This window comes from Mycobacterium colombiense, from assembly GCF_001665835.1.
GTDB lineage: Bacteria > Actinomycetota > Actinomycetes > Mycobacteriales > Mycobacteriaceae > Mycobacterium > Mycobacterium colombiense_A.
In genome coordinates, this window is the sequence record NZ_LZSX01000069.1 from 1 (window position 1) to 13,431 (window position 13,431).

The following is a 13,431-nucleotide window of genomic DNA, read 5'->3' on the forward strand; positions in this document are numbered from 1 at the left end:
GAACCCAGGCTGCGCTCGATGTCGTTGGCCCCCAGCTTGTTCTGCATTGCCGTCGTGTAGTCGGGGACGGCGCGCTGCAGCATCGCCGGCAGGTTGAACACCAGCGCCACGGCCAGCACGATCATCGCGATCCCGCCGGCGATCTGAATTACGCGCTGCCGGCGGCGGAACGCGGCCACTCGTTCGGTGACCCGCCGCCCGGCCAGTGCGAAGGCCAGCAGCGGCAATGCGTTGCCGATGGCGAACGTCGCGGTCAACACCAGCGCGCCGTCCCCGACTACACGACGGCAATGCAGAACAAGCTGGGGGCCAACGACATCGAGCGCAGCCTGGGTTCGGCCCCCATGCAGCAGCCCAACTCCGGCAGTGGGCTGCAGCTGAGCCGGCCCGGCACCACCATCGACGGCGCGCTCACCGATTGCTCCAGCGGCTCCACCGAACTGCAACAGTGCGGACCCGCTCCCGCCGTCACCGGCGTCACCGGGTGGCTCAACACCCCGGACGGCAAGCCGCTGGACCCGAAATCGGTGAGCGGCAAGGTGATCCTGATCGACTTCTGGGCCTACTCGTGCATCAACTGTCAGCGCGCCATCCCGCACGTGATCGATTGGTACAACCGGTATCGCGACAGCGGGTTTGTCGTCATCGGGGTGCACACCCCCGAATACGCCTTCGAGCGGGTGCCCGCCAACGTGGCCAGCGGCGCCGCCGACCTGCACATCACCTATCCCGTCGCACTGGACAACGACTACGCGACGTGGAACAACTTTCAGAACCTGTACTGGCCGGCCGAGTACCTGATCGACGCAAATGGGCAAGTGCGGCATACCAAGTTCGGCGAAGGCGACTATGACGGCACCGAAAAGCTGATCCGTGACCTTCTCGTCGAGGCCCATCCCGGCAGCCAGCTACCTGCCGGGGTGCACGGGGCCGACACCACCCCGCGGACCATGCTCACACCCGAGACCTACCTGGGTGTCGGCAAGAGCGGAAACTACGGCGGCAGCGGGGATTACAAAGACGGCGCCGCCACGCTGAGCTTCCCGCCGAACCTGGCCGACGACAAGTTCGCCCTGCGTGGCCGCTGGACCCTGGACGACCAGGGGGCCACGGCCGACGGCGACGACTCCGCCGTCCGGCTGAACTACACCGCGAAAGAGGTGTACGCCGTCGTCGGCGGCACCGGGACGCTGACCGTGATCCGCGACGGCAAGACCACCACGACGCCGATCGGTGGAGCACCCACGTTGCACCGGATCGTCGCCGACGACTCCGCACACCGCGATCAGCTGGACATGCAGGTCAGCAAGGGCCTGCAGGTGTTTTCGTTCACGTTCGGCTAGCCGCCGGGCTCACGACTTCTTCGCAAGGCTGCCCAGTATCGCGACGACCACGCCGATCGCCACCAGCGCGGCCCCGGCGATCAGCGTGGCGTTGAGCCATTGGTGCAGACCGGCTTCGGCGTGGTCGACCATCACCTCGGCGACACTGCGGACGTTGCCGGTGGTGCGGTTGAGCGCATCGTTGACATAGCGCCCGGCGACCTCGATGCCCGCCCATCCGCACGCGCCGACGAGCAGCGCCGAGACGCCCAGGCTGCTCAACGCCTTGCCACGGCGGCGCGCGGCGGCCACGGTCAGCAGTGCGCAGACACCGCACAGCGCCGCCGCACCAACACTCACCCACGGGCCCCAGGTCGACAGCCGGCTCAGCCGGCCCTGACGCATCGAGTGCGGGACCGAAACAGTCAGCGGGACAGTGAGTTTCGCGGGCACGGTGACGTTGTGACTGCTGAGCAGCGGCTGAATCGCGCCGTCGTTGAGCATCGGTGCCACGTCGACCGCCCATTGGTGGCCGTCGTCACCGGCCCCCGGGTCGCCGAACAGCCAGCCGTGCGCCGCCCGGTTGGCCTGGGCGAACAGCGGTGGAAAGGCCGGACCCGCGGTGAAGGCGCGGGCCGCCTCATGCACCTCGGAACTGTCGACCGGAGAGCGGCCCGCGCCATGCTCGGTGATGAGAGTCATTGCCCGGGTGGTCAATTCGGATGCCATGGCTGACTGCACAGCAGGGTCGGCCGCCGCGTGCTGCGCCAGCGCGGCGTAGCCGTCGGCGTCAACGACGTGCAGTTGCGTCCACGCCGCCGGGATCGCGACCGCCAGCGCGAGCGTGGTGATGAGCCACAACAGCACGGTCGCCGCGAATCGCACGCCTGCGAATCTACGCAATCCCCCGCACGTACGCGGCCTGGCCGAGGTGCTGGGCGCAGTCGTCGATGATGCTCACCAGCCGTGCGCTGGCCGTCACCGGCGGATTCCAGTTGGTGTCCACGACGCGGGCCAGCTCCTCGGCGGTGACCCCGGCGATGTATTCGAGGGTGAGCTTGTGCACCGCGTGGTAGTAGCCGGACAGCAGGTCCGCGGGCGCCCGCACCTTGGCCACGTCGTCGGGCTTGTGTCCATAACCGGTGTCGTCGCGCGGCAGGTCCAGTCCGAACCGGTCCACCCACCCGTCGCGGAACCACACCTGCTCGACGCCGGCGACGTCGGCCAGCTGGATGTCCTGCACCCGCGCGCTGTGCCAGAGCAGCCAGGCGATGCTGTTGGCGTTCGGGGCCGGCCGGTAGCCGGACACCTCGTCGGTCAACCCCTCGGTGATCTGGTCGACGTGCTCGATCAGCCGGGTGAACGCGTCGCGCAGGAGCTCTTGGAAAACGGCGGCATCGTCGGCCATACCCGCGACCCTACGGGAGGATCCCGTGGAAGACCGCTTCGATGTTGTTGCCGTCGGGGTCGCGCACGAAGGCCCCGAAGTAGCCGGCGTGATACTCCGGCCAGAGCCGCGGCGCGTGCAAGGGCTCGGCGCCCAGCGCGACGGCCGCCTGGTAGAAGGCGCGCACCGCGTCCTCGTCGGCGGCCTCGAAAGCCAGGTGGACTTCCCGGTTGGGTCCCGCCGGCGCGGCCGAGATCCAGAACGTCGGCTTGCCCGCGCGCCCATACCCGATGGCGCGACCCACATCCAGCTGCCGGGAGAAACCCAGCGTCCCCAGCACCGCGTCGTAAAAACGCTGCGATCTGGCGTAGTCGGCGCAGTTGATTCCCACGTGGTCGATCACGGACAAGATCCTGGCACGACCCACCGCAACGGTCGTAGATTGTTTGAATGACTTACGACCTCATCATCCGTAATGGCACCATCGTCGACGGGCTCGGGGGTGAGCCGTACGTCGGCGACGTGGCCGTGAAAGACAACGCCATCCAGGCCGTCGGCGCGATCAACGGGGCAACCGCCGCGCGGGAGATCGACGCCACCGGGCTGCTGGTCACGCCCGGCTTCGTCGACCTGCACACCCACTACGACGGCCAGTCCATCTGGTCGGAGCGCCTGACTCCGTCTTCGGCGCACGGGGTGACGACCGTGGTGATGGGCAACTGCGGGGTCGGCTTCGCGCCCTGCCGCCAGTCCGACCACGACGTGCTCGTCGACGTGATGGCCGGGGTCGAAGACATCCCCGGCGTCGTGATGACCGACGGCCTGCCGTGGACGTGGGAGACGTTCCCCGAATACATGGACGCGCTCGAGTCGGGCAAGCGCGACATCGACGTGGCAGCGTACCTGCCGCACTCACCGCTGCGGGTGTACGTGATGGGCCAGCGCGGCGCCGACCGCGAGCCGGCCACCGACGACGACCTGGCCAAGATGCGGGAGCTGGCCAAGGAGGCGATCGAGGTCGGCGCGCTCGGCTTCGCGTCGTCGCGGCTGACCATCCACAAGACCGAAAGCGGTTCGCCCATCCCGAGTTACGAGGCCGCCAGGGAGGAGATCGAGGAGATCGCCCGCGGCGTCGTGGACGGCGGCGGCGGCCTGCTGCAGTTCGTTCCCGACATCCCGTCGGGCGGCTACCAGCCGGTGCTGCAGACGGTGTTCGACGTCGCCGAGGACGTCGGGCTGCCGGTCACCTTCACCCTCGTCGTCGCCAACTCGGGCGACCCGTCCTGGCCGGACGCAATCACCATGATCGAGAAGGCCAATTCGCGGACGGACGGTGACGCGCAATTCACCGCGCAGCTGCTGCCGCGCCCGATCGGGTTGATCATCGGCCTGCAACTGACGGCCAACCCGTTTGTGCTCTACCCCAGCTACCGCGAGATCGCGCACCTGCCGCTGGCCGAGCGGGTCGCCGAGATGCGCAAGCCGGAGGTGCGCGCCCGCATCCTGGCCGACAAGCCCGGCCAGGGGCACCCGATCCTGTACGTGGCCCAGATGTGGGACTGGATCTTCCCGCTGGGCGACACCCCCGACTACGAGCCCGACCCGTCGACCAGCATCGGGGCCCGGGCCCGCGCCCGCGGCGTGGATCCGATGGAGGAGGCCTACGACCGGCTGCTCGACGACGAGGGCCGGGCCATGCTGCTGGTCGCGACCAGCAACCTGCAGAACAACTCGCTGGACACCGTCGGGGAGCTGCTGCATCGCGAGGACGTGGTGCTCGGCCTCGGCGACGGCGGCGCTCACTACGGAATGATCTGCGACGCCAGCTACTCGACCTACTTCCTGACGCACTGGGCACGGGACCGCAAGGCCGGGCGGTTCACCGTGTCCGAGGCGGTTCGCGAGCTCACGTCGGTGCCCGCCCGCATCGCCGGGCTGGCCGACCGCGGCCGGATCGCGGTCGGCTACAAGGCCGATCTCAACGTCATCGACCACGCCGCTTTGCGGCTGCACAAGCCGATCATCAGTTACGACCTGCCCGCCGGTGGGCGGCGCCTGGACCAGACCGCCGAGGGGTATGTCGCCACGATTGTGGCCGGGGAAGTCATCGCCGAGAACGGCGTTCCCACCGACGCCCGGCCAGGCAAGTTGGTGCGCGGTCGCCAGCCTGTCCCCGCAGCCTCGCGATAACGCCACCAAAAGTGGCGTATACCAGCTAAGTTGGGTTCCGTGACGAACCCGCATTTTGCGTGGTTGCCGCCAGAAGTCAACTCGGCACTAATTTTCTCCGGTCCTGGTCCCGGGCCACTGCTTGCTGCCGCGGCGGCGTGGGACGGGCTGGCCGGGGAGCTGGCGTCGTCGGCATCGTCATTTTCTTCGGTGACGACAGATCTGGCCAGCGGGTCCTGGCAGGGCGCGTCGTCCGCGGCCATGATGTCCGTGGCCAGTCAGTATGTGAGCTGGCTCAGCGCGGCCGCCGCGCAGGCCGAAGAGGTGTCGCACCAGGCCTCGGCCATCGCGACCGCGTTCGAGGTGGCCCTTGCCGCCACCGTGCAACCGGCCGTGGTGGCGGCCAACCGCGCGCTGGTCTCGGCGTTGGCGGCAAACAATCACCTGGGTCAGAACACCCCGGCCATCGCCGACATCGAGGCGGCCTACGAACAGATGTGGGCCTCCGACGTCGCGGCGATGTTCGGCTATCACGCCGACGCGTCGGCGGCCGTGGCCAAGTTGCCGCCCTGGAACCAGGTGCTGCAGAACCTCGGCTTCTCCAACACCAGCACCGCCGTCACGCGCCCGGCCAGCTCCGGCGCCGTCGCCCGCGGCTACACGTCGCGCATCGCTGGGTTCCTGCGCCCCTCGGCGCCCCAGTAGCGCCGGAATCCCCGCGCCTATCCTGGAAGATCATGCGCACCAAGAAGAAGGTCGATCTCAAGGCGCTGGCCGACGCGCTGGCCGACTACCCGTATGCCTACTTGATCACGGTCGACGACGGATACCGGGTGCACACCGTGACGGTCGAGCCGCAGCTGCGTGAGGCGATCCTGGATGTCGGGCTCATCGGCGGACGGACCCGTAACAACCTCGCCCAGCGCGCCGACGTAACCCTGTTGTGGCCGCCCGCGGAACCGGGCGGCTACTCACTGATCGTCGACGGCACCGCCGAAGTCACCGAGGCCGGCGCCGAGACCGCCCGCCTGACCGTGGTGCCCACCCGCGCGCTGCTGCACCGCGACGCCGACTCCCCCGACGCCGCCAAGGGCTGCCTGCACGACTGCGTGGTGTTCTCGCTGCCGGCCTGACGTCGTACAGTCTCGTCCGTGAGCCGCGTCGCACCGCTCGCCCCGCGCCGTGGAGCGAAGAAGATGCCACAGGCCTCCTGCCTGCGCAAGCTCGGCGAATCCCTTTATGTCGCAGCGCTTTTGCCGGGCCGCACCCGGACCACCGCCATCCTTCGCATCTGCGCGTTGGTGTGCTGTGCATACGAGTGGGGCGGGCAGGCGGCGTTCTGGGGCCCGATTGCGGGCGTCAGCGACGACGAGTGCGACGCGTTGGTCACCGGCGGCCCCGACGAGCCGCGGTGGAGTCCGGCCGAGCGGACGCTCATCGAGGCGGTGGACGAACTCGAGCGCACCGGCTCGTGGTCGGAGGCGACGTGGATAGCACTGGGGCGCTTCCTTTCCGACGAGCAGCGCATCGAATTGCTCACGGCCGTGGGCTGGTACCGCACGATCTGCACGCTGTGCAACGCGCTCGCGCTTCCGGTGGAGGGCTGGATGCGGCCTTGGCCCGGGCCAGCGTGCTGAGCGGTCCCTGCGCAGGCTGGGATGCTGATTCTTCAATAGCGGCAACAACACCCGCCGCGGCATGAACTGCAACAGGCGGATGCTGATCTGGCTCGGCAGCCCGGGTATCACCGTTCCGCGGTCGTGGTCCAGCGCGTCGACTCCGGCGCGCGCCACCTCCCGCGACGGCTTCCACATGAACTTCGGGAACGCGTCGGCGAAGTCTCCCGCGTCCATGCCATACAGGGCCCGGCGGGGCGCACCCGCGGGCGGTCACACTCGGCCCACCCCAGACACGAAAAAGCCCGGCCCCTTGCGAGGGCCGGGCTTTTTCGTACTCGAGTCGTGGACTTAGAAGTCCATACCGCCCATGCCACCGGTCGGGTCGCCCGCGGGTGCGGCCGCCTTCTCCGGCTTGTCGGCGACGACGGCCTCGGTGGTGAGGAAGAGGCCCGCGATGGACGCCGCGTTCTGCAGCGCCGAACGGGTCACCTTCACCGGGTCGGCAACGCCGGCCTTGAGCAGGTCCTCGTACTCACCGGTGGCGGCGTTCAGGCCGGTACCGGCGGGCGAGTTGCGAACCTTCTCGGCCACAACGCCGGGCTCCAGACCACCGTTGAAGGCGATCTGCTTCAGCGGAGCCTCGAGCGCCACGCGAACGATGTTCGCGCCGGTCGCCTCGTCACCGGTGAGCTTCAGCTCGTCAAGCGACGGGATCGCGTGCAGCAGGGCCACGCCACCACCGGCGACGATGCCCTCCTCGACGGCTGCCTTGGCGTTGCGCACCGCGTCCTCGATGCGGTGCTTGCGCTCCTTGAGCTCGACCTCGGTCGCGGCGCCGGCCTTGATCACCGCAACACCGCCGGCCAGCTTGGCCAGACGCTCCTGCAGCTTCTCGCGGTCGTAGTCGGAGTCGCTGTTCTCGATCTCGCTGCGGATCTGGGCCACCCGGCCGGCGATGGCGTCGGAGTCACCGGCGCCCTCGACGATGGTGGTCTCGTCCTTGGTGACGACGACCTTGCGGGCCTTACCCAGCAGGGCGACGTCGGCGCTCTCGAGCGACAGGCCGACCTCTTCGCTGATGACCTGACCACCGGTGAGGATGGCCATGTCCTGCAGCATCGCCTTGCGGCGGTCACCGAAGCCGGGAGCCTTGACGGCCACCGACTTGAAGGTGCCGCGGATCTTGTTGACGACCAGGGTGCTCAAAGCCTCGCCCTCGACGTCCTCGGCGATGATCAGCAGCGGCTTGCCCGCCTGGATGACCTTCTCCAGCAGCGGCAACAGGTCCTTGACCGTCGAGACCTTGGAGCTGACCAGCAGGATGAAGGGGTCTTCCAGGACGGCTTCCTGGCGCTCGGCGTCGGTGACGAAGTAGCCCGAGATGTAACCCTTGTCGAACCGCATGCCCTCGGTGAGCTCGAGCTGCAGGCCGAAGGTGTTGGACTCCTCGACGGTGATGACGCCCTCGTTGCCGACCTTGTCCATCGCCTCGGCGATCAGGTCGCCGATCGACTGGTCGCCCGCGGAGATGGCCGCGGTGGCAGCGATCTGGTCCTTGGTCTCGACCTCTTTGGCCGACTTGAGCAGGGTCTCGGTGACCTTCTCGACGGCCTTCTCGATGCCGCGCTTCAGACCCAGCGGGTTGGCTCCGGCCGCGACGTTGCGCAGGCCCTCTTTGACGAGCGCCTGGGCCAGCACCGTGGCCGTCGTCGTGCCGTCACCGGCAACGTCGTCGGTCTTCTTGGCGACTTCCTTGACCAGCTCGGCGCCGATCTTCTCGTAGGGGTCCTCCAGCTCGATCTCCTTGGCGATGGACACACCATCGTTGGTGATCGTGGGGGCACCCCACTTCTTCTCCAGGACGACGTTGCGACCCTTGGGGCCCAACGTCACCTTTACCGCGTCGGCGAGGGCGTTGAGCCCCCGCTCGAGGCCGCGACGGGCCTCTTCGTCGTACGCAATTGTCTTGGCCATTGCGAAGTGATTCCTCCGTATTGGGGATGACACGTTCTGGCCGGGTGCAGTGCCCGCGACGGACGACCGCAGCTGTCTTCTGGCTAGGTCTCACCGTCCCGACCTAGCACTCGCTGGTCGCGAGTGCCAAGTCATTCTTAGCACTCGCCCATGTCGAGTGCAAGAAGAGGCCAGCCCTATCGCCCAGCGCGTAAACCGTCGGCGACGACGTCGGTCACCCGCTCGGCCAAGTCCGGGTTGTAGGCCTCCGCCGCCTGGCAACCGACCATGATCGCCTTCACCTCGCGCACCCCGATGTCCGGGCGCGCGGTGCCCGCCCGCTGCGCGGCACGCAGCAGCTCGTCGAGCATCGCCAGGAATGCGTCCTCGGCGTCGGGCGCGGCGGTGGCGATGTCGATCCCGAATCCGGCCAGCGCGTCGACCAGGCCGCGATCCGCCGCGCCCCAATGCAGCACCATCGACCGCAGCAGGGCGAAGAGCGCCTCGCCGGGTCCGACGGATTCCAGCAAGGCCCGCCCGTCGTCGACCAGCCGCTGCATCCGGTCCTCGATGACCGCCTGGAACAGCGCCTCCTTGGTCGGGAAGTGCCGGTAGACGGTGCCGGCCCCGACGCCGGCCCGGCGCGCGACCTCGTCGATGGGCACCGAGAGGCCTTCGGCCGCAAAGATTTCGTAGGCGACGTCCAGCACGCGCGCACGGTTGCGCGCCGCGTCGGCGCGCAACCGGCGTTCGGGCTGCGCCATCTGTTCACTCCTCGGCGGTTGACAAAACGGGGCGTGCGTTCCGTATAGTGACACTCAACCGGAGCCATCGCCCCGTTTACTCTACAAGTTCAAGGAGCCTCTCATGGCCAAGTGGACCACCGCGGACATTCCCGACCAGACCGGCCGGGTCGCCGTCATCACCGGAGCCAACACCGGCCTGGGCTACGAGACCGCCCTGGCGCTGGCCGACCACGGCGCCCACGTGGTGCTGGCGGTGCGCAACCTGGACAAGGGCAAGGACGCGGCGGCCCGGATCACCGCCCAGAGCCCGCACGCCGACGTCGCGCTGGCCGAGCTCGACCTGACGTCGCTGGCATCCGTCCGTGCCGCGGCCGAGCAGTTGCGGTCCGCGCACGATCGCATCGACCTGCTGATCAACAACGCCGGGGTGATGTACACGCCGAAATCGAACACCAAGGACGGCTTCGAGCTGCAGTTCGGCACGAACCATTTGGGCCACTTCGCCTTCACCGGCCTGCTGCTGGATCGCCTGCTGCCGGTCGCCGGCTCGCGGATCGTCACGATCAGCAGCGTCGGTCACCGCATCCTCGCCGACATCCACTTCGACGATCTGCAGTGGGAGCGCCGCTACAACAGGGTCGCCGCCTACGGGCAGGCCAAGCTCGCCAACCTGCTGTTCACCTACGAACTGCAACGACGGCTCGCCCCGCACGGCACGACGATCGCGGCCGCCGCGCACCCCGGCATGTCGGACACCGAGCTGATGCGCAATATGCCCGCCCCGCTGGTCGGCGCCTTCGCGCGGATCGCACCGCTCGTCGCCCAGAACCCGGCCATGGGTGCGCTGCCCACCCTGCGCGCGGCCACCGACCCGGGGGTGCTCGGGGGGCAGTACTACGGGCCCGACGGCCTCGGCCAGACGCGCGGCTATCCCAAGATCGTGGGGTCCAGCGCCAAGTCGCACGACGTCGACCGGCAGCGCCGGCTCTGGGCGATCTCCGAGGAGCTCACCGGGGTGGTTTATCCGCTCGACTAGCCCGACGGTGGCAGGTCGAGCAGCTGCTCGTAGAAACCGCCGAAGCCGCGCGGGCGGTCCACAAGATGGATCTCGAGGATCCAGTGGCAGATGCGGCCGCGCGGATCGGTGCGGCGCATCGGCTTGTTCGATCCGGGCATGATGATCCACTCGACGCCGGGGCCCGCGATCTTCTTGTGCGGGAACTCGCCGATCAGATGGCCCGCGATGCTGCTGCCCCACTCGAAGCCCTCGGCGCGGGCCGCCCCGACGACGTAATCGAACAGCTCGGCGCCGGTGATCTCGGGATGGCTCGCGAAGTGGTCGCGGCCGGCCTCCCAGACCCGCGGCAGCGCATCACGAAGGGCCGTCTTGTGCGGGTCGTCGCCGAGCACGAACGTCCGCCCGAAATCGGCCTCCCACTCCTCGAAGATCGGGCCGAGGTCGAGGAACACGATGTCGTCGTCGACGATCACGCGATCCGGCGGGCGCTCGTGGAACGGCTGCAGCGTGTTCTCCCCGGCCCGCACGATCCGCCGGTGCCAGTGCCGGGTCACCCCGAACATCTCGCCGGCGAGGTCGTGGATCTGGTCGGAGAGTTCCTTCTCGGCCAGCCCGGGTCGGATCATGGCCCGCCGCTCGATCTCGTCGAACAGTTGCGTGGCTTTGCGCTCGGCGTCCAGCAGCCGTCGCACACGAACATCTTCGGCGGTCGATCGGTCCACACCGGCGATGCTATGCGCACACTGGAACCATGTCCCTCGTCGTGCCGCCCTACCCGCCAGCCCGATACACCAAAGAAGAACCGGAGATAAGCGCCTGGCTCAAGCGGGCCGATCAACCGCCCGACTATGAGACGTCTGGGGTCAAGTACCACTACCTAGCCAACCAACAAGACACCGCCGGCGACTACGGCCTCTACCGGGTCGACATCGCCCCGGCCGGCGGCGGCCCCCCGGCGCATTACCACCGCGCCATGTCCGAGGCGTTCTTCGTCCTGTCCGGGACGATGAAGCTCTACGACGGCACGCAGTGGGCGGACGGCCATCAGGGTGACTTCCTCTACGTGCCGCCCGGGGGTGTGCACGGTTTTCGCAACGAGGCGGACGAGCCGGCATCGATTCTGATGCTGTTCGCGCCCGGCGCACCCCGCGAGGCCTACTTCGAAGGCCTTGCGGCCCTTGCCGATATGACAGACGACGAGCGCCGCGAGTGGTTCATCCGGCACGATAATTTCTGGGTGCAGTAAACCCTTGCGTTCACCCGAAATTTGTTCTGCCGTAACGTTCCTGCTCTTGGTTCCGACCCCGGCACGGTGGGCGTAGGGTGTGGCCGTGCGGACGAGAAAGCAGTCGAAGCGGGCCGCGGCCTGGATGCGGCAAAGAATCGATTGGTCGATGAGCGCCCCGGTGCTGATCAGTCTGCGGATCAAACGCCCAAAACCCCGGAGCACACCGGATTTTCGGCCGCGGCCACCGGCGCCGGTCGCCGTGCCGGAACGCGGCACCCGGGTGAGCGGCTACCAGCGGGGCGGGCGTGGATACCGCGATCGGGCCAGGGCACGCCTGTCCCTCGCACCGCCCGCGATGGCTCGACGGCCCCGCGTGGCACGCCTTTCGGGCCGACGACCGCGCACACCGTCCGTCGCTACGTCGCGGGCGTCAGGTCGCCGTTGACGTCGGTCATCGACGCGCTGGGCTCGATCTATCTCTCCGCGATGTCCGGGATATCCGGAATCGTCGATGCCGCAATCGATCTGGGCGAGCACGTGGCCGCCGCGTTCGGTCCAGAGAATCTTGCGAGGCTGCCCTACGGCATGCACGACATCCTGGGCAACGCCATGCACCGCGACCAGCCCCCCACCCTCGACGAGCTCAGTGCCGGCATGGTGCGCCTGAACCGCACGGATCTTCTTGCCCAGCAGGGCAATTCGGCAATGTTGGTGATCAACGGGGCCGACGACTACTTCATTCCGCAGTCCGACACCCTGGACTTCCGCGGCCGCCACCACAGCCAGGTGCACCTGATCGAGCGCACGGGCCACGTCGCCATCAGCAAGGCTCCCGAGGTGGTGCCGAAGATCATTGCCTGGGTGCGCGGGCAAATGGCGACACCGGCGCGGTGACGCACCCCGCCGGTTTGCCGAACGCCAGGAAATCGCCGTCTGGATAACGGTTTTCTCCGCAGGCTCACCCCAACCGGGACCGTCGGGAGGCCATCGCGAGACCGTCGCCCAACCCGGCGCGGCCCGCCGCCGATGAGTATGTTTTGGGCCATGGCTTCCAACGACACAGAGAACCGCAATTGGTCGGAGGGTGACGTCCCGGATCAGAGCGGCCGCGTCGTCGTCGTCACCGGCGCCAACACGGGCATCGGCTATGAGACGGCCGCCGTGCTGGCCTACCGCGGCGCCCACGTCGTGCTGGCGGTGCGCAACCTGGAGAAGGGCAACGCGGCCCTGGCGCGCATCGTCGCCGCCAGCCCGCGCGCGGATGTCACGCTGCAGCAACTGGATCTGACGTCGCTGGACGCCATCCGGTCGGCCGCCGACGCGCTGCGCTCGGCCTACCCGCGCATCGACCTGCTGATCAACAACGCCGGGGTGATGTGGACGCCCAAGCAGCTCACCGCGGACGGCTTCGAATTGCAGTTCGGCACCAACCATCTGGGCCACTTCGCGCTGACCGGGCTGCTGCTCGACAACCTGCTGGTGGTGCGGGACTCGCGGGTGGTGACGGTCAGCAGCCTCGGCCACCGGCTGCGGGCCGCGATCCACTTCGACGACCTGCAGTGGGAACACGGATACGACCGCATCGCCGCCTACGGGCAATCCAAGCTGGCCAACCTGCTGTTCACCTACGAGCTGCAGCGCCGGCTGGCCGCCAAGGCCGACGCGAAGACCATTGCGGTCGCGGCACACCCGGGCGGATCCAACACCGAGCTGGCCCGCAACCTGCCCGGCGTCTTCCGGCCGCTGAAGGCCGTGCTGGGGCCGGTGCTGTTCCAGAGCCCGGCCATGGGCGCGCTGCCGACGTTGCGGGCAGCCACCGATGCGGCCGCGCAGGGCGGGCAGTACTACGGCCCGGCCGGCTTCCTCGAGCAGCGCGGCCGGCCGAAGCTCGTCGAGTCCAGCGCGCAGTCCCACGACCAGGAATTGCAGCGTCGGCTCTGGACCGTCTCCGAAGAACTCACCGGCGTCAGCTTCCCCGTCTGACGCGCG

The 13,431-nt window shown here is 68.5% G+C and carries 13 protein-coding genes and 4 pseudogenes; 9 read left to right on the forward strand and 8 right to left on the reverse strand.

The features are described 5' to 3' along the window. A pseudogene (locus tag A5760_RS13755) lies at positions 1–260 on the reverse strand (cytochrome c biogenesis protein DipZ); the annotation flags it as partial. Between A5760_RS13755 and A5760_RS13760 the strand changes: the two are divergent. Further along, positions 261–1,343, forward strand: a pseudogene (locus A5760_RS13760) (thioredoxin family protein); the annotation flags it as partial. 9 nt (positions 1,344–1,352) lie between these two features. Here A5760_RS13760 and A5760_RS13765 read toward each other — a convergent pair. The 3 genes from A5760_RS13765 to A5760_RS13775 are packed head-to-tail and all read right to left on the reverse strand — an operon-like array spanning position 1,353 to position 3,112. Continuing rightward, positions 1,353–2,207 (reverse strand): hypothetical protein, encoded by an 855-nt coding sequence (locus A5760_RS13765; protein WP_064881616.1) that lies wholly within the window; start codon positions 2,205–2,207, stop codon positions 1,353–1,355. A gap of 10 nt (positions 2,208–2,217) precedes the next feature. After that, entirely contained in the window at positions 2,218–2,730 is a 513-nt protein-coding gene (locus A5760_RS13770; protein WP_064881617.1) for a mycothiol transferase, read from the reverse strand. 10 nt (positions 2,731–2,740) lie between these two features. Beyond that, positions 2,741–3,112 carry a VOC family protein gene (locus tag A5760_RS13775; RefSeq protein WP_064881619.1) on the reverse strand — a complete coding sequence of 124 codons (372 nt, stop codon included), beginning with the start codon at positions 3,110–3,112 and terminating at the stop codon, positions 2,741–2,743. A gap of 47 nt (positions 3,113–3,159) precedes the next feature. Between A5760_RS13775 and A5760_RS13780 the strand changes: the two genes are divergently transcribed. The 4 genes and pseudogenes from A5760_RS13780 to A5760_RS13795 all read left to right on the forward strand — a co-directional run bounded on the left by A5760_RS13780 (position 3,160) and on the right by A5760_RS13795 (position 6,515). Next, the gene (locus A5760_RS13780; RefSeq protein ID WP_064881620.1) at positions 3,160–4,899 is read left to right on the forward strand and encodes an N-acyl-D-amino-acid deacylase family protein; all 1,740 of its coding nucleotides are present in this window, start codon (positions 3,160–3,162) and stop codon (positions 4,897–4,899) included. 39 nt (positions 4,900–4,938) lie between these two features. Next, a pseudogene (locus A5760_RS13785) lies at positions 4,939–5,559 on the forward strand (PPE family protein); the annotation flags it as partial. Positions 5,560–5,615: 56 nt separating this feature from the next. After that, on the forward strand, positions 5,616–6,011 hold the full coding sequence (locus A5760_RS13790) for a hypothetical protein (RefSeq protein WP_064881621.1): 396 nt from the start codon (positions 5,616–5,618) through the stop codon (positions 6,009–6,011). Positions 6,012–6,029: 18 nt separating this feature from the next. Next, on the forward strand, positions 6,030–6,515 hold the full coding sequence (locus A5760_RS13795; protein ID WP_231122633.1) for a carboxymuconolactone decarboxylase family protein: 486 nt from the start codon (positions 6,030–6,032) through the stop codon (positions 6,513–6,515). Here the strand turns inward: A5760_RS13795 and A5760_RS27690 are convergent. From A5760_RS27690 to A5760_RS13805, 3 genes and pseudogenes are all read right to left on the reverse strand, one after another. Further along, positions 6,510–6,734 (reverse strand): annotated as a pseudogene (locus A5760_RS27690) (SDR family NAD(P)-dependent oxidoreductase); the annotation flags it as partial. The gene A5760_RS13795 and the pseudogene A5760_RS27690 overlap by 6 nt on opposite strands. A gap of 111 nt (positions 6,735–6,845) precedes the next feature. Beyond that, entirely contained in the window at positions 6,846–8,471 is a 1,626-nt protein-coding gene (gene groL, locus A5760_RS13800; protein ID WP_064881622.1) for a chaperonin GroEL, read from the reverse strand. A 176-nt stretch (positions 8,472–8,647) separates the two neighbouring features. After that, entirely contained in the window at positions 8,648–9,214 is a 567-nt protein-coding gene (locus tag A5760_RS13805; protein WP_064881624.1) for a TetR/AcrR family transcriptional regulator, read from the reverse strand. Positions 9,215–9,317: 103 nt separating this feature from the next. On the opposite strand from A5760_RS13805, the gene A5760_RS13810 reads away from it, so the two are divergent. Next, entirely contained in the window at positions 9,318–10,232 is a 915-nt protein-coding gene (locus tag A5760_RS13810; protein WP_064881625.1) for an SDR family NAD(P)-dependent oxidoreductase, read from the forward strand. Here the strand turns inward: A5760_RS13810 and A5760_RS13815 are convergent. Continuing rightward, positions 10,229–10,936: a M24 family metallopeptidase gene (locus A5760_RS13815; RefSeq protein WP_064881627.1), complete on the reverse strand. Its 708-nt coding sequence runs from the start codon at positions 10,934–10,936 to the stop codon at positions 10,229–10,231. The genes A5760_RS13810 and A5760_RS13815 overlap by 4 nt on opposite strands. 29 nt (positions 10,937–10,965) lie before the next feature. Here A5760_RS13815 and A5760_RS13820 point away from each other — a divergent pair, with 29 nt between their 5' ends. The 3 genes from A5760_RS13820 (at position 10,966) to A5760_RS13830 (ending at position 13,425) form a co-directional block, all read left to right on the forward strand. After that, positions 10,966–11,460 (forward strand): cupin domain-containing protein, encoded by a 495-nt coding sequence (locus tag A5760_RS13820; RefSeq protein ID WP_064881629.1) that lies wholly within the window; start codon positions 10,966–10,968, stop codon positions 11,458–11,460. Between the two features lie 423 nt (positions 11,461–11,883). Further along, positions 11,884–12,336 carry a hypothetical protein gene (locus tag A5760_RS13825; protein ID WP_231122634.1) on the forward strand — a complete coding sequence of 151 codons (453 nt, stop codon included), beginning with the start codon at positions 11,884–11,886 and terminating at the stop codon, positions 12,334–12,336. A 150-nt stretch (positions 12,337–12,486) separates the two neighbouring features. Beyond that, positions 12,487–13,425 carry an SDR family NAD(P)-dependent oxidoreductase gene (locus A5760_RS13830; protein WP_064881683.1) on the forward strand — a complete coding sequence of 313 codons (939 nt, stop codon included), beginning with the start codon at positions 12,487–12,489 and terminating at the stop codon, positions 13,423–13,425. Positions 13,426–13,431: the final 6 nt, after the last annotated feature.